We start from the raw sequence: 21,038 nt of genomic DNA, 5'->3' as shown, positions 1-21,038 counted from the left end.
GATTAGAATGGCAAAAAAATTTACTCTAGGAAAAGGATTAAGTGCACTTATTCCAGAAGAATCAGAAAATGATTTAGAGAAAAATGCTAAGAATTTAATTTCAATTAATAAAATAAAAAGTGACGATAAACAGCCTAGGAAATCATTTGATTCTGAAAAAATAGCGGAATTAGCAGAATCTATTAAAACCCATGGCATAATACAGCCATTAATTTTAAGAAAGCACATAAATGATCAATATATAATAGTAGCTGGAGAAAGAAGATGGAGAGCTGCAAAAATGGCAGGATTAAGTGAAATACCTGCAGTTATTATGGAATTAAGTGATAAAGATATACTTGAAGTTTCGCTAATAGAGAATATTCAACGTCAAGATTTAAATCCTATTGAAGAAGCACTTGCTTATAAAAAACTATTAGATGATTTTGAAATTACGCAAGAAGAATTAAGTAAGAGGATTGGAAAATCGAGAGTTGCTATAACAAATACAATTAGATTAACAAATTTAGATGATAAAGTTCAACAATACATAATTGAGGGGATAATTACAGAAGGACATGGAAGAGCTATTTTATCTCTTGCTGATAAAGGAAAACAATATGAAATAGCACAAAGGGTAATTGACGAAAAATTATCTGTTAGAGAATTAGAAAGATTAATAAAAAAGATTAATGAAGAAAATCAAAAGAACAAATTAACTGAAGAAGTTAATGAAGAATTAAACCCATATTATAAAGATATAAAAAATCAACTTCAGAATTTTTTTGGGACAAAAGTTAATATATCTAATAAAAAAAATAAAGGAAAAATAGAAATTGAATATTATTCAGAAGAAGATTTGCAAAGAATATTAGATATTATTGATATGTAATGTTTCACGTGAAACAATTATGAAAGGAATGACAATGGAATTGAATACTCTAATTAATACAATTAATGAACTAATGCCTTACATTGTAGCAGCAATGATAATAATTATTGTATTACTATTTATTATGGTAGTAGTTCTATTTAAATCGGTAGGAAAAGTTGAAAATAGATATAGGAAATTAATGAAAGGTGTAACTGGTAATAATTTAGAAGAAATGCTATTAGAAAGATTAGATAGTATTCAAGAAGCCAAGGAATCATCAGATAAAGCATTACAAGAATGTAGCAGGTTAGAAATAAAAATGAAAGAGTGTGTACAAAAGGTTGCTATAATGAGATATAAAGCCTTTGAGAATGTGGGAAGCGACTTGAGTTTTTCAATTGCAATGCTAGATGATAATAATGATGGAGTAATCTTAACTGGTATATATGGAAGAGAAGAGAGTACTACCTATGCAAAACCAATTGATAAGGGAATATCTAGATACGATCTATCAGAAGAAGAATTATACGTATTAAATGAAGCATCAAACAAAACAATAAATACTTAATTAATTATTAAGGAGCACTTATACAGTATAAGAAAATAATGTATAAGTAGCTTCTTTTTTATTGCAATAATTATAAAAAAAGAAATTATAAATATGTTTAGAATTGTTTGATTAAATCAATTCTAAAAGTAATTTTAAGCTTAATTCAAGCTATTTAAAATAAAATAGTAGATTCCCTTTGAAATTGAATCAGCTAAATTCATAACAACCTGCAATCTAGTATTCTGTAATACCATGAAATCAAAATTGCCAGATATATTTACAATTCCAGTAATACTCATCTCACCAACAGAAGGAAGAACTTTATTTAGAGCTAATCCAGGCTTAAGAGGTTTTTTTTGAATAAATATATTGCCAATATTTTTAAAAGAACCAAGGCATGCATCAACTGCTATTATATATGGATTTGTAAAAGTTGAATTTATATCATTTAATATAATTTCTAAGTTCTTAGCATGTACTGGATTATCTAATGTTCCATAAATAAATATATTGTTCCTAGTGAAATATTGTAGTTTATGACCAACTAATGGACCTAATGAATCGCCTGTAGACCTGTCACTGCCTATACAAACAAAAATAATAGGTCTTTTACTGTTTAGGTGTGGCTGTAATTCTTCTATTAGGTAATTTTTTATTTTTATAGAAGAAGTAAATGAAGATGAATTGACTTTTAAGCCATCAAACATAAAATAAATAAACCTCCTTTATTAGATTTATATCCAATAAAGAGAAGGTTTATTCATGTTTATGAGATAATAGGAAAGATATTATAAAATTATTAAAATTAATTATTATCCTTTGAAATATTATTTAAAATATTAAGTGTATAATCAATTTCGGCCTTTGTAGTGAAATAACTAATGCTTAATCTAACAGTTCCATTAGGATATGTTCCTATAGTTTGGTGGGCTAAAGGTGCACAATGTAAACCAGATCTTGTCTTTATTCCATTACTCTCCAAGTAATAAGCCAGTTCAGAGCAATCTAAAGAATTTAAATTAATTGATATACAAGTGGTTAAATTATTGCAAGATAAATCTCCATAAACATTTATTCCATTAATGTTTAATAAACCATCCATTAAGTAATTTATTATCTCACGATTATGACTAGAAACCTCATTTAATCCTATTGAATTTATGTATTTTATAGCTTCAGTTAAGCCAACTATACCTGGAAGGTTATGAGTACCACATTCAAATTTATCTGGTAAAAAATCGGGCTGATATAATGAAGAGGATAAACTTCCTGTGCCACCCTGTAGCAAACTGCAACAAGATTCATTAAATTTTGAATCTATAATAAATCCTCCAATTCCTTGTGGCCCCAATAAACTCTTATGCCCTGTGAATGCTATTGCATCAGCTTTAATTGATTTCATATTAATATCTAAAACACCTGCACCTTGTGAAGAATCGACAATGAAGAAAATATTATGCTCCTTGCAGATATCTCCAATGGAGTTTATATCTTGGATAGATCCAGTAACATTTGAAGCTTGAGTTATAACAGCAAGTTTTGTTTTAGGAGTAATTTTATTTTTAAAATCATTAATATCAATAAAGCCTTGCTGATTTGCTTGTATGATATCCAGTTCAATTTGCAAATTGTCTTTACAGAAATATAGAGGTCTAATAACCGAATTATGTTCCATAGAAGATGTAATTACATGATCACCTTCTTTTAAGATTCCTTTAATTAATATATTTAGAGAAGTAGTAACATTATTAGTGAAGATAACATTACTAGGAGAATCAAAACCAAAGAAATCACAAATAACTTCCCTTGCATTATATAAAAATCGATTACTTTCCAGTGAATTACTATAATTTCCACGTCCTGCATTTCCACCAATTTTAAGCATGTAATTATACATGCCATCAATTACTTGTTTAGGTTTTGGATAAGTTGTTGATGAATTATCTAAGTAAACTTCCATTATACACCCCTAAAAGATAAATTTATACGCTCCAAAAATTATAAATACTATCCCCAAAGCAAAAAGAAGATAGTTAACAAATTTTGATGTGTTGTTAGCTATGTTTGATTTAAATCTTTTAACCCCTTTACTTACTAAAATATTAAGTAAACAAAACCAACTTATGCTTCCTATAATCATGGAAAGAATTGATAATGTAAAAAATATGCGCCCATGATGTCTCCATACTGTAAATATCGTACTACTTGATACAATCCATATTGATGGAGTAGTTGGATTGAGAAAGGTTATTAAAAAACCAGATAAGAATGCATTAGAAGTATTCTTTAAAATTGGTTTTTCCAAATTATGGTCTGTTTCTTTCCGTTTGAATGAAACTTTATTAGATAAAACTAGAATAATTCCAGATACTATCCAAAATAAACTCTCAAATTTGGGATTTTTAGATAGTATTGTAAATATACCTAAATTTATAATTATTATATAGACTATATCTGCGGATATTGCGCCAAGTGACACTTTAAAGCCTTCTCGAAAGCCATTTGATATGGAACGGCTAACTGATTCAAGGCCAGAAGGACCTATTGGAATAGATGCAATGAATCCATAAGAAAAACCTACAGCTATAGCTTGAGCTACACTAAATACTGAAATCATCATATTCTCCTTTTTGTTGCATTTGTATATTATTATAAGATAAATAAAATTATTTTTCATTAAATTTATGAAGTTTTTTATGTTAAATATTATTAATAATTATTTAGTAAAAAATATATATAGATTCTAATTAATGTTGAGCAGCTCAATTTAAGAAATTTTAAAATAACATAGTCATTACTTGATAATTGAACATTGATAATTTAAACAGATATAATGTAAAATATGATATAATATTGAAATTGATAATAATCAGTAAGATAATTTTTAAATTGAGGTTTAATAAACTAATATATAAATAATTGTAAGAGGTGAAAGATTTTGAATTACTACATAATAGTTTTCAAAAATACATATGATGCGATGGCAGCAGAAAAGAGAATGAAGGAATTAAATTTTAATTTTAGAATAATGCCAACACCAACATCAATAACTATGAGTTGTGGAATATGTATAAGAATAGAGGAAGAAGAAGAAATTCATACAATAATAAAAAATAATATTATAGAATTTAAGAATATATATTTTAGGGATAATGATAGTTATATAATTGTAGAAAGATAGAGAGGAGAATAATATGTGTATAATTATTTATTAAAATTATTATCAGATGATACTCAATTACAAATAGGAAATATTTTGAGTATAAAATTAACAGATATTCAATCAATAATATATAAAGGAATAAAAATAATTTTAACAATAGTATTAATGTACATTGCTATAGTAGTTGGTAAACATTTGATTAAAAAATTTGTTAATAAACAAATTGAGAGTAATGCAATGCTTTCATTAGACACCCAAAGAGCAAAAACACTTGGAGAAGTATTAAAAAGTGTATTGAAATATTCAGTCTATTTTATGGGAATAGCAATAATAATATCAATTATATTTGGTGAAATATCTTTTACTTTTGCAAGTATTGGTGGAATTGCGGTTGGACTTGGAGCTCAAAGTTTAATTAAGGATTTAATTAATGGTTTTTTTATTTTATTTGAAAATCAATTTGGAGTTGGTGATCATGTTACCATAGGAAGTTATAATGGAATTGTTAAGAGCATAGGTATTAGAGCTACTGTAATAACAGATTTTACAGGAGATGTTCATTCGATTCCAAATGGATCTATAATGGGAGTGACTAATCATTCTAGAAATGATATTAGATTTACGGTAGATATTAACATATCTAATGAAGAAAATATTGAAGATGTAATTAGTATTATAAAAACTACATGTGATGAGTTTAAGAGTAATAATGAAGAGTTCATAAGTGAACCTATAGAAATTAAGGGGATTATAGCTCTAGAATTAACAAGTTCTATAATAAGAATAACAGGTAAAGCTAGACCGCTTATGCAATGGAAAATGGAGAATGAACTTAGAATGTCATTAAAATTGGCATTAGATAAAAATAAAATATGCGTTTCAGAAGAAGAGAATATTTAATTGTTGCATATAAATATTTATAGAAAAGAGGAGAAACTATGGTTGAAAGCTTTAATCTTGGAGATATAGTAGAAATGAAAAAGCAACATCCATGCGGTGTAAATCAATTTGAAATAATAAGATTAGGTGCAGATATTAAAATAAAATGCACAGGTTGTGGCAGAATAGTAATGATTCCAAGAGGGAAATTTAAAAAGGATGCAAAAAAAATAGTAGTAACTGCAGAAAATTAGGAAAATTGCTTGATTATATTTTGGTTAAATGGTATAATCATAAATTGTAATCCCTGCTATGCAAAGCATAGCCGTTAGTCCGAGGGGAGGAGGTGAAATTAATGAGAAAGTACGAAACTATATTTATATTAAATCCTGCTTTTGATGAAGAAACTGTTAAAGCTAACATCGAAAAGTTTAAGGGTGTTATAGAAAATGGTGGAGGAACAGTAGAAAACGTTGATTTCTGGGGTAAGAGAAAGCTTGCTTACGAAATCAAGAAAGTTAGTGAAGGTTATTATACTTTAGTTAACTTTACTGCTAACCCTGAATTACCAAGAGAATTAGATAGAATATTCAGAATCACTGATGGTGTTATAAGACATATCATTGTTAACGAACAAGCATAAGGTGGGTGTTGTAAATGAATAAAGTAGTTCTAATTGGAAGATTAACAAAAGATCCAGAACTAAGATTTACTCCAGGAAGTGGAGCAGCAGTAACAACCTTAACATTAGCAGTTGATAAATATAACACAAAAACTGGTCAAAAAGAAGCTGATTTTGTACCTGTAGTAGTATGGGGCAAACAAGCAGAAAGTACTGCTAATTACATGAGTAAAGGTAGCCAAATGGCTATTAGTGGTAGAATTCAAACCAGAAGTTATGATGCGAAAGATGGTACTAAAAGATATGTAACAGAGGTAGTTGCTACGGAAGTTCAATTTTTAAGTAAAGGAAATGCATCAGGTAATGCTGGAGCTAGTTTTGGTAACAGCAATGAATATTCAATGCCAGTAAATGACGCATTTAGTGGTGGGAATTTTGAAGAGGATATAACTCCTGTAGATGATGGAGATATGCCTTTCTAAAATTATAGTAAGGAGGGAAAAAGATGAGCAGAGAAGAAGGTAACAACGGTAGAAGACCTGGCGGTAAAATGAGAAGATCTAGAAAAAAAGTTTGCGCTTTTTGTGTAGATAAGGCTGAATTTATCGATTATAAAGATATAAATAAGCTAAGAAAATATGTTACAGAAAGAGGAAAGATTCTTCCTAGAAGAATTTCTGGAGCTTGCGCTAAACATCAAAGAGAATTAACATCTTCAATTAAGAGAGCAAGAAACATAGCATTATTACCATTCACAACAGAATAAAGGTAATAATTAATATCCCCTGAGAAATCAGGGGTTTTTTAATATATAAAAATATACATAAGCATATAATTTTAAATAAATGGTAAAAAATAGCAAAAAAAGATTATAAGTTCTTGCAATACTTAAGAAAAAAAATTAAAATAGTAATACAGGGTTTTGAGAGAGGGTGATATGACTATGAAAAAAGATAATTTTAATATAATGTCTAACATTAAAATTATAGAAGATTTAAAGGCACAATTAATTTGTATAATAGGAGAATTCTTTAAACTTTTAACAAAAGGAAATAATGTAGCTCGAGATTCAATTCCAAATTGTATTTCAGGTGCAATAATTATATTATATATCTTAGGAGAAAAATTAGGTTATTCATTTGTAGATATAGATCATATTATTAAATCAAAATTGGAAATGGGTATAAGAGCTGAAGATGAAGTTGAAAAAGAAGGTAAAAGTTTAAGTAAATTAAATCGTTATATTAATGATAGAAAAGATTGAAGATATCTTAGGAGGCTTTTTAATGAATTGGATGATTATGCTTAAACGATTGCTTAGGCCTTGGCTATTAATTATTATTTCAATAATATTATGTATATACAATTATATAGGTATAGGTATAATTATCCTCATAATTTATTTAATAGATAACATTCAGCAATTAAATTATTATTGGAAGAAAGAAAATGATAATAATGAGTTTATAAAAAGTATAGACAAAGGAATATCAGATAATGCGTTAAAGTCTATTTATCCAGTAGCACTAATTGAAGAGGATGGAAAATTAGTGTGGTATAATAACTTATTTAAAACGTTAAAATCTAATGAAGAAGAATCTGAAAAAAATATTTTAAGTATAATCAGAGGATTAAATTTAGAAGAGTTTTTGAAGCATGGAAGTAGTTTGCATCAAAGAATAAATATTAAGGATAAATTATATGATGTATATGCTAATTTAATTGAAACAAAAGATAAAAAGCATTTATATATATTATCATTTAATGATATAACAAAATTAATAGACTATGAAACAACCAAAGAAAGTATAATGTTGATAGAAGTAGATAATTTTACTGAAGTATTGGATAAGACTGATGATAACAATAGACCACTTTTGGTTGCAGAAATAGAAAGAAAAATAAATGCTTATGCCAATAATTTAAATGCAATGATTAAACGATATGATACAAATAAATATGTATTGTCTATTCAAGATAAGTATATTGAAGATGAAATAAAGCAGAAATTTAAAATAATTGAAGAATTTTCTAAAATTGATAAGGGAAATTCAATTGAGATTACATTAAGTATCGGGATAGGAAAAGGTGGAATGTCACCACTTGAAAATTATAATAATGCCAATATAGCTAAAGAATTGGCGTTAGGTAGAGGTGGAGATCAAGCAGTTGTTAAAACAAATGATGAAATAAAGTTTTTTGGAGGAAATACCAAAGAGATAGAAAAAAGAACAAAGGTGAAAGCACGAGTTATTGCAAGAGCATTAAGCGAGTTGATTTATGAAAGTAGCAAGGTTTATATAATAGGACATAAGAATCCTGACATGGATTGTTTTGGTGCAGCAGTTGGATTAACAAGTGTAGTAAAACAATTGGGTAAGAACTGTAATATAGTATTAAATAATGATAATAGTGCAATTGAATATTATTTAAGTAAGTTGCAAAAAGAATCTAAATATGATGGTGTATTCTTATCTGCAGAAGATGCAAGAAATGATTTGGATAGTAAAACGCTAATTATTATTGTAGATGTTCATAATAAAGGATATATTGCTGATTTGGAATTAGTAGAGAAAGCAGAAAGAAAAGTTATAATTGACCATCATAGAAGAAGTACAGATATGATAGAATGTGATATATTAAATTATATAGAAGTATATGCTTCATCTACATCTGAAATGGTTACTGAAATAATTCAATATATAGTAAATAAGCCTAATTTAACAAGATTGGAAGCTGAAGGCTTGCTTGCAGGTATTTTTATGGATACTAAAGGTTTTTCTTTTAAAACAGGAGTTAGAACTTTTGAAGCTGCATCCTTTCTAAAATCTCTTGGGGCAGATCCGATAGAGATTAAAAAAATGTTTACTGATGATTTAGAAGACTATCTTCTTATTGCAGAAACAATAAGGACTGCAGAAGTAAATGAGAATGTAGCTATTGCAGTAACACCAAGAAATATAAACACTGTAATTATAGCAAAAGCCGCTGATGAATTATTAAATATATCAGGAATACATGTGAGTTTTGTATTAGGTGAAGTTAATGATGATGTATATATTAGCGGAAGATCAGTAGGTGAGATTAATGTTCAAGTCGTTCTAGAAGCACTAGGAGGAGGCGGACATATGAATATTGCAGGTGTTAAAATTGCAAATAAAACAATTGATGAAGTAATTTGCGAATTAAAAGAAGCAATGAAAAAATATTTAAGGATAGGTGAATAGAAATGAAGGTTATTTTATTACAAGATGTTAAGAAAATAGGTAAGAAAGGTGATGTTATTGAAGCATCAGATGGATATGCAAGAAACTTTTTATTTCCTAGGAAATTAGCACAAGAAGCTAGCACATCAAATATGCATATTTTAAATAATAAGATAGAAAATGAAAGAAAACAAAAATTAGCAGAAGTTGAAGCTGCTCAAAAATTAGCAGGAGAATTAAAGGGGAAAGAAATATCAATAAAAGCTAAGACAGGAGATAGTGGAAAATTATTTGGTGCAATTACAAGTAAAGATGTAGCTGAACTAATAAAAAAACAATACAAAATTGAAATAGACAAGAAAAAAATTGTTATGGATACAATAAAATTAGCAGGTGGATACGAAATTGAAATTAAACTATATCCAGAGGTTAGTACTAAAATGAAGGTGATTATTGTTCCACAAGAATAAGGAGGATTAATTTTGAATTTATATGATGACACAAATTTATTGTTGAAAGATATTATTTCTGGAACTTTATCATTAGATTCACAAATAGAAGCATTAATTTCTATAACTAAAAACATTCTTGATAAAGGCGCATTTAGAGCTAGAACAGTTAGATTTAAATTGGATAAATTTATACAATCATCAGATCTTTGTGAAAAAATTTATGCATTAAATAGTATATTGGCTGAAGGAAAGGATTTGAAATCTGTACCTAAAAGTGAAGATTTAGAAGAAGCTATAGATAAAACTATAAGATTAATTTCTAATGAGTTGGCTAAAAAATATGTTCAGAGTAAGATAGAATCACAAGTTGAGCAATCCATCATGGAAAAACAAGAAAAGTACATCGATGAAGTTAGACTTTCAGTTATTAATAAGCAAAAGGGTGCTGAAAATAAGAAGACAATAAGTAAATTAAATAATCTGATAGAATTAGATAGTAGAGATGCTAGTAAAAATATTATGAGTTTCCTTAGACCAACAGATTTTACACAAGTAGTTGGTCAAGAAAGAGCTATAAAATCATTGATATCGAAATTATCTTCGCCATATCCTCAGCATATAATTTTATATGGACCACCTGGAGTTGGTAAAACTACAGCAGCAAGGCTTGCACTAGATGAAGTTAAAAAGCTTTCATTTACTCCTTTTGACGATAAATCAAAATTTGTTGAAGTAGATGGAACTACATTAAGATGGGATCCAAGAGAAATAACAAATCCATTGTTAGGATCAGTACATGATCCAATATATCAAGGAAGTAAGAGAGATTTAGCTGAAGTTGGTATACCGGAACCTAAGCCAGGACTAGTTACTCAAGCGCATGGAGGGGTACTGTTTATAGACGAAATAGGAGAGTTGGATTCTATGCTTCAGAATAAACTTTTGAAAGTTTTAGAAGATAAAAGAGTGGAATTTTCATCATCATATTACGACCCAGATGATGAAGCTATTCCTAAGTATATTAAATATCTATTTGATAATGGAGCACCAGCAGATTTTGTTTTAATTGGAGCAACCACTAAAAGCCCAAGTGAAATCAATCCTGCTTTAAGATCAAGATGTACAGAAGTATATTTTGAGCCTCTTTCTTCATCAGACATAATACATATAGTTGAGGATGCAGCAAGCAAGTTAAATGTTAGATTAGAAGATGGAGTAGCACAAAAAATTAGCAATTATACATTTGAAGGTAGAAAAGCAGTAAATATACTAACTGATACATATGGATATGCATTACATCGCAATAAAAAGTTTATAGATAATTTGAAAATAAAGTTATCCGATTTAGATGAAGTAATATCAATAGGAAGATATATACCACTTGAACGATTAAGGAATATAGACAGAAAAGAAGTAGGGCATGTATATGGATTAGGTGTTAGTGGATTTTTAGGATCTACAATAGAAATTGAAGCAGCTGTTTTTCCATCAAAGAAAAAGGGTGCTGGTGTTGTTAGATTTAATGACACAGCTGGGAGTATGGCTAAGGATTCTGTATTTAATGCAGCATCAGTTATTAGAAATTTAACAGATAAAGATATTAAAGATTATGATATTCATGTTAATGCTGTTGGAGGTGGAAAAATAGATGGTCCTTCAGCAGGAGCAGCAATTACTATTTGCATAATCAGTGCATTGTTAAATAAGCCAATAAGGCAAGATATAGCAATTACTGGGGAGATTTCCCTACATGGAAATATTAAACCAGTTGGGGGAATATTTGAAAAGATATATGGAGCTAGAAGAATGGGAATAAAACTTGTATTAATTCCAAAGGATAATGAAAAGGAAATTCCTTTAAATACTGAGGAGGTAGAAGTAAGGGCTCTAGAATCTATAGAAGATCTTATGAATATTGCATTTAGTTAACATATTATTTAAAATAAAAAGTCTCTTGTAATATGGGAGACTTTTTTTTATACTTAAGAAATGATAAAATTAGATTGGTTAAATTACAAAAGAAGAAATACATAAATAATTGTCAATAGATAATTAGATAGGAGGAATAAAGCTTGGATGCATCAGTTATGAGGAGTTTGCCTCAAAGCATAGAAGCGGAACAATCAGTTTTAGGATCTATGATAATAGATAAAAATGCTATTGCAAAAGTATTGGAAGGCTTAGAAGAAGAAGATTTTTATAGGGATGGCCATAAGATAATATATAGATCTATATTAGAGATGTTTAGAAGTGACATAGCAATAGATTTGTTAACATTGTTGGAATATTTGAAAAGCACAGATATGCTGGAGCGAGCTGGAGGGGTAACCTATATAACAGAATTGAGTGCCTCTGTGCCAACTACTGCAAATCTGAGTGCATATATAAAAATTGTTTCTGATAAATCTACTTTGAGAAAGCTAATTAAATCATCAACTACTATTATTGAAGAAAGTTATAATAATCAAAGTAATGTAGAAGATGTTGTAGATAGTGCTGAAAAGAAAATATTTAATATTGCAGAAAAAAGAACTTCAAAAGATTTTGAACCATTAAGTGATGTATTGGAAAGAGGATTTGCACAAATAGAGAAACTTTTCAATGAAAAAGGTACAGTGACTGGTGTTGCATCAGGTTTTACAGATTTAGATGCAAAGACGTCAGGATTTCAAAGTGGAGATATGGTATTGATTGCGGCTAGACCGTCAATGGGAAAAACAACTTTTGCTTTGAACATAGTAGAGTATGCGGCACTTAAAGAGAATAAAAGTGTTGTAGTATTTTCATTAGAAATGTCTAAGGAGCAATTAGCATATAAACTGCTTTGTTCAGAAGCTAATGTTGATATGCTAAAGCTTAGAACAGGAGATCTAGAAGATAAAGATTGGGAGAATATAGCTATGGCAGCTGGACCACTTTCAAAAGCAAAAATCTACATAGATGATACTGCTGGTGTTACTGTTATGGAAATGAGGTCAAAATGTAGAAGACTTAAAATGGAATATGGAATAGATTTAATAGTTATAGACTATTTGCAGCTTATGTCAGGGGGAACCGGTAGCGATAATAGACAACAAGAGGTATCTGAAATATCTAGATCAATTAAAGCCTTAGCTAAGGAAATGGAATGCCCAGTAATTGCTTTATCGCAGTTATCTCGTGCTCCAGAACAAAGAGCAGATCATAGACCAATGTTATCAGACTTGAGAGAATCTGGATCAATAGAACAAGATGCTGATATAGTTATGTTTTTATATAGAGATGAATACTACAATAAAGAAACCGAAGAGAAAAATATTGGTGAATGTATAATGGCTAAGCAAAGAAACGGCCCAGTTGGTACAGTAAAACTAGCATGGCTAGGTCAATTCAGTAAATTTGGTAATCTAGATGTAATTCATAGGGAATAAAATTTATATAAAAAGAAATAATAAAAGATATAAGAAGTTAAGATTAACTTCTTATATCTTAAAATACTAATATTAAATCATTTTGGGAATTATTAATTTAATAGCATTTTTATGTTCATGGAGTAATATATGATTTAAATCAATTGTTGGTAAATAAAAAATTCTTTGAGACAATATTTTATTAGAATTATTGTTAGATTTTATAATTAATATTAAAAAATTATACTTATAAGATATTTCCAGTAAATGCATGTTATCATCAAATGAATTTATATTAATGTAATAAAAATCTAAAGATTCTTCAAAGTCACATGTAGGAAGTTGTTGCTCACAGTTTGAGTACAAAATAGAATCAATAAAATCCGTTGGGGTTTTTAATGAAGTATTAAGTATTAATAAATTATTAGTCATATATTTTCCTCCCTTCATAGCTTATTATAGTTTGTGATTTTACGTGCAAGCTATTCTATGATTGTGGTGGACAAAATCTAATATATTTATATAAAATGATAAAATTTGAAGCTATAACAAATAAATTTAAAATGGGGGCTATAAAATGAATAGAAAAATTGGGTTTATAGGTTGTGGAAATATGGGCAGCGCCATGGTAGGTGGATTAATAAAATCGGGATTTTTAGAAGCTAATAATATGATAATTTCAACAAAAACTGAAAAGTCTGCTAAAAAATTAAATGAACAATTTAATGTATTAACAACTTTTGATAGTAAAATTGTAGCACAAGAAGCAGAAGTAATAATTTTAGCTGTAAAACCTTTTATGTATAAAACAATAATAGATGAAATTAAATCAGAATTAAACAAAGATAAGTTAATTATTTCAATAGCAGCTGGAATTAGTATAGATAATATGGAAAATTGGATAGGCGAAGATGCTAAAATAATTAGAACTATGCCTAATACACCTGCACTTGTTGGTCAAGCTATGTCAGCAATATGTCCAAATAAAAACGTAAGCAAAGATGAATTGGATTATTGTTTTAAAATATTTGAAAGCTTTGGAGAATGTGTTCAGTTAGAAGAAAAGGATTTTCATGCATTTACAGCTTTATGTGGATCGTCACCAGCATATGTATACATGTTTATAGAAGCCATGGCAGATGCAGCTGTGAAACTAGGAATACATAGAGCTAAAGCTTATAAGATGGCAGCACAAAGTGTTTTAGGATCTTCCAAGATGGTATTAGAAACAGGAAAGCATCCAGGGGAATTAAAAGATGCAGTTTGTTCTCCGGCAGGAACCACAATTGTTGCAGTGGCTGAACTAGAAAAATTGGGATTTAGAAATAGTGTTATACAAGCTATTGATAAGTGTGCAGAAAAATCACAAAATATGTAGATGGATTAAATAAAGATAGATGATTCTAAAACATCTATCTTTATTTGTATATTAGGACTATATCATAAAGCTAACGATTTTGATAAGCTGGAGTAAAAATTCAAGTTTTCTTTAGAATCCACAAAACATGGGAATTTAAGGTTATAATTTCCCCAGATAGTAATAGGGTTGTTAGTAAAATAAAAAGTAGTAAAGAAAACTTCCCGTGTGTTAAGCCGAACTAAAAATGGTATAAGGGATTTATTTTTAAGAAGATAAAAAACTCCATCATGAGACTTTAAATTTAAGTGAAGTTCTAATGTTTTAATATCTTCTTCAGGTATAAGTTTTGCAAGGCGACTTCTATCTTCGTTTGAAAGTTTAGCAATATAGAAATCGATGTAAGCTTCAGAATTATTTTTTTCAAAAACTTCTTCTATAAATTTAATTAAGAGTTTTTCACCATCTTCTATATTACTAGCATCAATAGTAAAATTTTCGAATAAATTAAAGCCGTCAAGTATGTTGTCAAATCTAATATTAACATTATTTTTAAATTCAAAGTCACTTATAGGAATTAATAGTTCACTCATATTATTCAACTCCAAATTAGAATTAAGATTAACTTTATGGTAATTAAATATTATTTAATTGATGCTACTCCACTTTTAATTGCAGCTTCTTTAACTGCTTCGGCAACTAAAGTTTGAACTTTTAAATCAAATGCTTTAGGAATTATGTTTTCAGGAGATAATTCTTTTTCAGAAATAGCATTTGCAATCGCATAAGCTGCCGCAACTTTCATTTCTTCATTAATGTCTGTTGCCCTTGCATCTAGTGCACCTCTAAATATACCAGGAAAGGCTAATACGTTATTTATTTGGTTAGGAAAATCAGATCTACCAGTACCCATTACTGCAATACCAGCTTCCTTTGCATCATCAGGAAAGATTTCAGGAGTTGGGTTTGCCATAGCAAAAATGATTCCATCCTTATTCATGGTTTTTACCATATCTTTTGAGACTATATTTGGGGCAGAAACACCTATAAATACATCTGCACATTTTAGGGCGTCTGCAAGTTTACCAGTTTCATTGTTAGGGTTAGTTATATTTGCTAATTCTTCCATGTAAATATTATGGCTTAAATCTTTATCACGGCTTATTATACCATCAATATCACACATAACTATATTTTTAATTCCAGAAGAAAGTAATAATTTACAAATAGCAGTTCCAGCAGAACCAGCACCATTAATAATTACTTTTATAGTTTCTAAATCTTTCTTCACTATCTTTAAAGCATTTATTAATGCTGATAAAACAACGATTGCTGTTCCGTGTTGATCATCATGAAATACTGGAATACTTAATCTTTCTTTTAATTTCTTTTCAATTTCGAAACATCTCGGAGCTGAAATATCTTCTAAATTTATACCACCTACAGTTGGAGCTATATTTGCAACTGTATTAACGATTTCGTCAACATTTTTAGTGTCTAAAACTATAGGAAATGCATCAACATTGCCAAATTCCTTAAATAAAATGCTCTTTCCTTCCATTACAGGTAAAGCTGCAAGTGGCCCAATATCACCTAAGCCTAGTACTGCGGTACCATCTGATACTACGGCAACTGTATTCCATTTACGAGTGTATATATAAGCTTTTTGAGGATCCTTATGTATTTCACGACAAGGCTCAGCGACACCTGGTGTATATGCAAGACTTAAGTCCTTTGAGCTTTTTACTTCACAAGTTGGTTTGATTTCATATTTGCCTCTTTTTTCTTCATGAAATTTTAAGGCTTCTTCATAAATATTCATTAAAAACACTCCTTAACATGTTAGTTATAGATAAAATAAGTTAAATTTAAGCAAAAACTTAATAATATAAAACAATTATACGAATTATTTATAAAAAAAGCAAAAAAATATTCGATATATAGTTGACCGTGGAAATGTACTTTGCTACTATTTAAAGGGAGAGATTAAAATATATTAATTGACTCCAAGTTATTAATTAAAATAAAAAAGGCAAGCTTATTTATATTAAGGGAGGCAAGATAAATGTCAGCATTTATTGTTTTAGGAGCTCAATGGGGAGACGAAGGAAAAGGAAAGATGACAGATTATTTAGCGGAAGATGCTAATGTAGTTGTTAGATTTCAAGGAGGAAATAATGCTGGTCACACTGTAGTAGTTGGTGACAAGGAATATAAACTGCACTTAATACCATCTGGAATTTTATATGAAGATAAATTAAATGTAATAGGAAATGGAGTTGTTGTAGATCCAAAGGCTTTATTTGAAGAAATAGATTACCTAGAAGGTGTTGGTGTAAAAGTCACACCTGAAAAGTTGATTGTGAGTGACAGAGCACAACTTATCATGCCATATCATAAAGTATTAGATAAATTAAAAGAAAAAGCTAGAGGTAAGAATGATATAGGTACTACTGGTAAAGGAATAGGACCTTGTTATACAGATAAATTTGAAAGATGCGGAATTAGGGTTTGTGACTTATTGCATAAAGATGTTTTTACAGAAAAATTAAAAGAAAATGTTGAAATGAAAAATGCTTATATTACTAAAGTATTAGGAGGAGAAGCATTAAATTTTGATGAAATCTTAAAGGAATATTTAGGATTTGCTGAAAAGTTAAAACCATTTGTTCAAGATACATCTGTAAGAGTTTATAACGAAATTAAGAAAGATAAGATAGTTTTATTTGAAGGTGCTCAAGGAATGCTTCTTGATATTGATTATGGTACATATCCATATGTAACATCATCAAATACAACTGGTGGCGGTGTTTCTAGCGGTGTAGGAATAGGCCCAAATATGATTACCAATGCAGTAGGTATAACAAAGGCATACACTACAAGAGTTGGAAAAGGTCCATTTCCAACAGAATTGCTTGATGAAACTGGAGATTGGATTAGAGAAAAAGGCCATGAATATGGTGTAACTACAGGAAGATCAAGAAGATGTGGATGGTTAGATTTAGTTATAGTTAAAACTGCTGCTAGGGTAAGTGGATTAACTTCATTGGCTGTTACTAAGATTGATACTTTAGCTGGCTTAGAAAAGATTAAAGTATGTGTTGGATATAAGTTTAATGGAACAGTTATAGATTATTTTCCAGCAAGTTTAGAAGATTTAGCTCAATGTGAGCCAATATATGAAGAATTTGATGGATGGGATGATAGTGTAGCTGATGTTAGAAGCTATGAGGAATTACCTGAAAATGTTAAGAAATATTTAGCTAGGATATCAGAATTTACAGAAACTAAAATTTCAATTGTTGGAGTTGGTCCAAAGAGAGATCAAACTATGAGAATAGATAGTTTATAGCATAGTGTTATACTCGGGTATTGACTTTCACTTTGGTATAAAATATAATTTTAATTGAGACAATAATTACATAAGTTATATTAAAGAAGGTGAGAGTATGGTAACTAAGGATATGACAATTGGTGAAGTAGTTAATGCGGATTCCTCTAAAGCAGGAGTTTTAATGAGTTTTGGAATGGGATGTGTTGGATGTCCATCAGCTCAAGCTGAGACTATAGCAGAAGCTGCAACTGTTCATGGAATAAATTTAGACGATTTATTAGAAGCATTAAATAGATAATTATATTATTTATTTAAAGGATTTTCTTTTTAGAAAATCCTTTTTTTATATGCTATATTTATGAACATATTCGTAAATATAGAATGTTTAATACCTTTAAACATATTCTTATGATAATATTATAGGAGAATAGGTAAATCATTAATAATTTTAGAAAGGGGGAAGGGTTATTGCACGCATAGAAAGCGCATAATTAAAATTTTGTTTAAATTAGGTGTGGTAAATAGGCCGAATATTGATTTTATGCACGTGCAATAAATAAATATGAGCAAAAGTTTTACAAAAAAATATGAAATACATTATTATGAAGTAAATTCAAAAATGAGATGTAAATTACCATCAATAATTAATTTTCTTGAGGATGTAGGTACTCAGCAATCAGAAAGTTTGGGAGGCGGAATTGAGTACTGTAAAGAAAATAATTGTGGTTGGGTATTTTATAAGTATGATATAAAGATTCATAGATACCCATTGTTTGGAGAAACCATAAGTATTACTACAGAACCTGTAGGTTTTAAAAAATTCTATGGATTAAGAAATTATAAAATCAACGATGAAGCAGGTAATATTATTGGGGAAGGATCAGCCTTATTTTTCTTAATTGATATTGAAAAAAGAAGACCAATGAGAATACAACAAGAACAATATGATTTTTATGGTGTTGATGGCGATATTAATTATGATATAAGTATGGATAAAATAGAGAAAATTGATGAAAATCAATATAATAAACAATTTAGTATTAGATATAGTGATATTGATTCAAATAATCATGTTAATAATGTTAAGTATTTTGAATGGGCCATAGAAGCAATTCCACTTGATGTGATTAATAATTATGAACTTAGAAGAATTAAAGTTATTTTTGAAAAGGAAACTAATTATGGAGAAGTTATATCATCATCGGCTACAATAAAAGCGCTAGATGATAATAATCTGAAGTCGTATCATACAATAAGAAATGCTGAAGGTGTAGATGCAGCATCAATAGAAGCTGAATGGGAAAAATGTGCACATTAAAAAGAGTAGCTATGCTACATTTAAGAACATCTCATAGTAGCTTTGGACTTGTTATTTATTTTCATGTGCCTTAAGAAAACTAGCTATAACAAACGTAATAGTATTTATAAGTTTTTTATAGCTAATTTTATTATTAATTCATTTATTTGCTAGCAGCAGATCTTGCGGCTAAATAACCAGAACTCCATGCCCACTGAAGGTTAAAGCCACCGCAATCACCATGAACATCCATGACTTCACCACAGATATATAGATTTTTAACTAATTTAGATTCTAATGTTAAGTTATTAATTTCCTTAGTATCAATTCCACCAACAGTAACTTGGGCGTTAGGAAATCCATTAGTACCTGTACAGCTAAAATCCCATTTCTTAAATTTAGCAATCAATTTATTTATATATTTCCAGTCTAAATTGCTGCAAGGCAAATGAATATCTTTTATACCAACATCTTTTAGTATAGTAGGAATTAATTTTTTATTTATTACTCCAATCAATGCTGATGATATTTCTCTATGGTTAAATATAGAAATATGTGAAGATAAGAAATTCTCTACAGCTTCGTTACTTTCATATGGAAACATGTCTAATCGTATAGTAACTTTAGAATTTTCTGAAAGTGCTTTAGAGGCATAAGATGATAGTTGTAGTATAGGTGGACCAGAAATACCATAGTCGGTAAAGAGTATTTCGCCTGTTTCAGTACGCATAAGTTCATCATTTATTAAAATAGAAGCGGAACCATCAAATTTTATTCCTGATAGAGCTTTTAAAAAAGGATAATCTAATTTTAATTGAACAATGCCTGGAAGAGGTGTTTTAATACTGTGTCCAAGAGATTTACTTAATTTGTAGCCAGAACCATCAGAACCTGTTTTTGCAGCAGATTTTCCTCCACAGCTTAAAATAAGTTTATTGCAAGAAAAATTATTATATTCAGCGTTATTGCTAGATAAAATGAAGTTTTTCTTTTTTGTTATCGAATTAATTTGGCAATTGTTATACAATGGTATATTTTTATCATCAATCGCCATTCTAAATATATCTATGACAGAGGAAGCTTGAAGAGATTTTGGATACAGTTTACCATTTTCTAATTCTGTTAATGGTAAACCAAGAGATAAAAACATATTTTCAGTATCTTCTACTGAAAACTTACTTAAAGCATCTTGGAAAAAGTTATTATTATCACTATGAAAATTTTTATAAGGATAGGCAATATTTTTATTACTTATATTACAACGTCCATTTCCAGTTACAAGAATTTTCTTTCCAATCCTATCAGTACCTTCAACAATAGCTACATCTAAGCCAAAGTCTTTAGCAACTACTGCTGCCATCAAACCAGATGCACCGCCACCAACAACTATTAAATCGTGATATATCATATTAATTAATTTCTCCTTACAATGAATTATATGTGTCTTTATAAATTTTATCATAGTAATATGTATGTTAAAAGAAATGGATATTAAATTTATATTTAAAAAAAGTATTAATGTTAATAAATATTTGTAAATAGATTTATAATATTTAGGGGAAATTATACATGTAAATAATTATATTAAGCTAAAAAAATTTTAAATTATTAAAACTATATTTAAAAAAGTAAAATCTAAGAGTAAATGAAATTTAATTATATGTTTATAAAATTATTGAAAATAGTGAAAAAATGCTAATAAAATGAGTACAGAAAGTATATAAGACAAGATAAAAATAAAAAAAATGAAAAAATGTGTTGACACGGAATCTAAATTTATGTATTATAGTCTATGTGGTCAGCAGCTTGAATAACTCAAGGACATGGGTTGTAAGATTCAAGATTAAAGAAACCATACAAAGCATGGCTCCTTGGTCAAGCGGTTAAGACACCACCCTTTCACGGTGGTAACAGGGGTTCGATTCCCCTAGGAGTC

Annotated in this window: 24 protein-coding genes and 1 tRNA gene; 18 read left to right on the top strand and 7 right to left on the bottom strand. The window is 28.9% G+C overall.

What is annotated here, in order from left to right; all coding sequences use genetic code 11:
* Window positions 1-7: 7 nt before the first annotated feature.
* Window positions 8-871 (top strand): ParB/RepB/Spo0J family partition protein, encoded by an 864-nt coding sequence (locus L3B98_RS27285; protein WP_077366733.1) that lies wholly within the window; start codon window positions 8-10, stop codon window positions 869-871.
* A 19-nt stretch (window positions 872-890) separates the two neighbouring features.
* Entirely contained in the window at window positions 891-1,421 is a 531-nt protein-coding gene (locus L3B98_RS27280) for a DUF4446 family protein (protein ID WP_144053550.1), read from the top strand.
* Between the two features lie 140 nt (window positions 1,422-1,561).
* Here L3B98_RS27280 and yyaC read toward each other — a convergent pair whose 3' ends face one another.
* The 3 genes from yyaC to L3B98_RS27265 all read right to left on the bottom strand — a co-directional run bounded on the left by yyaC (window position 1,562) and on the right by L3B98_RS27265 (window position 4,020).
* The gene (yyaC, locus tag L3B98_RS27275; protein WP_238919013.1) at window positions 1,562-2,110 is read right to left on the bottom strand and encodes a spore protease YyaC; all 549 of its coding nucleotides are present in this window, start codon (window positions 2,108-2,110) and stop codon (window positions 1,562-1,564) included.
* A 98-nt stretch (window positions 2,111-2,208) separates the two neighbouring features.
* A complete protein-coding gene (locus tag L3B98_RS27270; protein WP_238919012.1) occupies window positions 2,209-3,363 on the bottom strand; it encodes an aminotransferase class V-fold PLP-dependent enzyme in 1,155 nt (384 codons plus the stop codon).
* Between the two features lie 9 nt (window positions 3,364-3,372).
* Window positions 3,373-4,020, bottom strand: a complete 648-nt coding sequence (locus tag L3B98_RS27265) for a LysE family transporter (RefSeq protein WP_238919011.1) — start codon at window positions 4,018-4,020, stop codon at window positions 3,373-3,375.
* 321 nt (window positions 4,021-4,341) lie between these two features.
* Between L3B98_RS27265 and L3B98_RS27260 the strand changes: the two genes are divergently transcribed.
* From L3B98_RS27260 to L3B98_RS27210, 11 genes are all read left to right on the top strand, one after another.
* Window positions 4,342-4,584 carry a DUF3343 domain-containing protein gene (locus tag L3B98_RS27260; protein ID WP_238919010.1) on the top strand — a complete coding sequence of 81 codons (243 nt, stop codon included), beginning with the start codon at window positions 4,342-4,344 and terminating at the stop codon, window positions 4,582-4,584.
* Between the two features lie 15 nt (window positions 4,585-4,599).
* On the top strand, window positions 4,600-5,466 hold the full coding sequence (locus L3B98_RS27255; protein WP_077366731.1) for a mechanosensitive ion channel family protein: 867 nt from the start codon (window positions 4,600-4,602) through the stop codon (window positions 5,464-5,466).
* A gap of 38 nt (window positions 5,467-5,504) precedes the next feature.
* Entirely contained in the window at window positions 5,505-5,699 is a 195-nt protein-coding gene (locus L3B98_RS27250; protein WP_015395850.1) for a DUF951 domain-containing protein, read from the top strand.
* A 101-nt stretch (window positions 5,700-5,800) separates the two neighbouring features.
* Window positions 5,801-6,088: a 30S ribosomal protein S6 gene (gene rpsF, locus L3B98_RS27245; RefSeq protein ID WP_015395849.1), complete on the top strand. Its 288-nt coding sequence runs from the start codon at window positions 5,801-5,803 to the stop codon at window positions 6,086-6,088.
* A 14-nt stretch (window positions 6,089-6,102) separates the two neighbouring features.
* On the top strand, window positions 6,103-6,549 hold the full coding sequence (locus L3B98_RS27240; RefSeq protein WP_015395848.1) for a single-stranded DNA-binding protein: 447 nt from the start codon (window positions 6,103-6,105) through the stop codon (window positions 6,547-6,549).
* A 23-nt stretch (window positions 6,550-6,572) separates the two neighbouring features.
* The gene (gene rpsR / locus L3B98_RS27235; protein WP_015395847.1) at window positions 6,573-6,833 is read left to right on the top strand and encodes a 30S ribosomal protein S18; all 261 of its coding nucleotides are present in this window, start codon (window positions 6,573-6,575) and stop codon (window positions 6,831-6,833) included.
* A gap of 177 nt (window positions 6,834-7,010) precedes the next feature.
* A complete protein-coding gene (locus L3B98_RS27230) occupies window positions 7,011-7,331 on the top strand; it encodes a MazG-like family protein (protein WP_017810888.1) in 321 nt (106 codons plus the stop codon).
* 22 nt (window positions 7,332-7,353) lie between these two features.
* The gene (locus L3B98_RS27225; RefSeq protein ID WP_238919009.1) at window positions 7,354-9,294 is read left to right on the top strand and encodes a DHH family phosphoesterase; all 1,941 of its coding nucleotides are present in this window, start codon (window positions 7,354-7,356) and stop codon (window positions 9,292-9,294) included.
* A gap of 2 nt (window positions 9,295-9,296) precedes the next feature.
* A complete protein-coding gene (gene rplI, locus L3B98_RS27220) occupies window positions 9,297-9,743 on the top strand; it encodes a 50S ribosomal protein L9 (protein ID WP_015395844.1) in 447 nt (148 codons plus the stop codon).
* 12 nt (window positions 9,744-9,755) lie between these two features.
* The gene (lonC, locus tag L3B98_RS27215; RefSeq protein WP_238919008.1) at window positions 9,756-11,654 is read left to right on the top strand and encodes a Lon family ATP-dependent protease; all 1,899 of its coding nucleotides are present in this window, start codon (window positions 9,756-9,758) and stop codon (window positions 11,652-11,654) included.
* 143 nt (window positions 11,655-11,797) lie between these two features.
* Window positions 11,798-13,135 (top strand): replicative DNA helicase, encoded by a 1,338-nt coding sequence (locus L3B98_RS27210; RefSeq protein WP_238919007.1) that lies wholly within the window; start codon window positions 11,798-11,800, stop codon window positions 13,133-13,135.
* Window positions 13,136-13,207: 72 nt separating this feature from the next.
* Here the strand turns inward: L3B98_RS27210 and L3B98_RS27205 are convergent, their stop codons facing one another.
* Complete coding sequence (locus L3B98_RS27205) at window positions 13,208-13,546, bottom strand: hypothetical protein (protein WP_238919006.1); 339 nt, start codon at window positions 13,544-13,546, stop codon at window positions 13,208-13,210.
* A 145-nt stretch (window positions 13,547-13,691) separates the two neighbouring features.
* Here L3B98_RS27205 and proC point away from each other — a divergent pair, with 145 nt between their 5' ends.
* Window positions 13,692-14,492 carry a pyrroline-5-carboxylate reductase gene (gene proC / locus L3B98_RS27200; protein WP_238919005.1) on the top strand — a complete coding sequence of 267 codons (801 nt, stop codon included), beginning with the start codon at window positions 13,692-13,694 and terminating at the stop codon, window positions 14,490-14,492.
* Between the two features lie 62 nt (window positions 14,493-14,554).
* Here proC and L3B98_RS27195 read toward each other — a convergent pair whose 3' ends face one another.
* The gene (locus L3B98_RS27195) at window positions 14,555-15,064 is read right to left on the bottom strand and encodes a hypothetical protein (protein ID WP_238919004.1); all 510 of its coding nucleotides are present in this window, start codon (window positions 15,062-15,064) and stop codon (window positions 14,555-14,557) included.
* Between the two features lie 50 nt (window positions 15,065-15,114).
* Window positions 15,115-16,293, bottom strand: a complete 1,179-nt coding sequence (locus L3B98_RS27190) for a malic enzyme-like NAD(P)-binding protein (protein WP_238919003.1) — start codon at window positions 16,291-16,293, stop codon at window positions 15,115-15,117.
* A 243-nt stretch (window positions 16,294-16,536) separates the two neighbouring features.
* Here L3B98_RS27190 and L3B98_RS27185 point away from each other — a divergent pair, with 243 nt between their 5' ends.
* The 3 genes from L3B98_RS27185 (at window position 16,537) to L3B98_RS27175 (ending at window position 19,123) form a co-directional block, all read left to right on the top strand.
* Window positions 16,537-17,823, top strand: coding sequence for an adenylosuccinate synthase (locus tag L3B98_RS27185; protein ID WP_238919002.1), 1,287 nt, complete (start codon window positions 16,537-16,539; stop codon window positions 17,821-17,823).
* Window positions 17,824-17,920: 97 nt separating this feature from the next.
* Window positions 17,921-18,103 (top strand): DUF1858 domain-containing protein, encoded by a 183-nt coding sequence (locus L3B98_RS27180; RefSeq protein ID WP_015395836.1) that lies wholly within the window; start codon window positions 17,921-17,923, stop codon window positions 18,101-18,103.
* Between the two features lie 264 nt (window positions 18,104-18,367).
* On the top strand, window positions 18,368-19,123 hold the full coding sequence (locus L3B98_RS27175) for an acyl-ACP thioesterase domain-containing protein (protein WP_238919001.1): 756 nt from the start codon (window positions 18,368-18,370) through the stop codon (window positions 19,121-19,123).
* 142 nt (window positions 19,124-19,265) lie between these two features.
* On the opposite strand, the gene L3B98_RS27170 is transcribed toward L3B98_RS27175, so the two are convergent.
* Window positions 19,266-20,510, bottom strand: coding sequence for an NAD(P)/FAD-dependent oxidoreductase (locus L3B98_RS27170; protein ID WP_238919000.1), 1,245 nt, complete (start codon window positions 20,508-20,510; stop codon window positions 19,266-19,268).
* Window positions 20,511-20,967: 457 nt separating this feature from the next.
* Here L3B98_RS27170 and L3B98_RS27165 point away from each other — a divergent pair.
* Window positions 20,968-21,038: transfer RNA gene (locus L3B98_RS27165), tRNA-Glu, on the top strand.

Origin of the sequence: Clostridium sp. YIM B02555 (genome assembly GCF_022320955.1) — a bacterium.
Lineage (GTDB): Bacteria > Bacillota > Clostridia > Clostridiales > Clostridiaceae > Clostridium > Clostridium saccharoperbutylacetonicum.
Note: the sequence above shows the minus strand (reverse complement) of the source record. Positions and strands in the feature narration are given on the sequence as shown.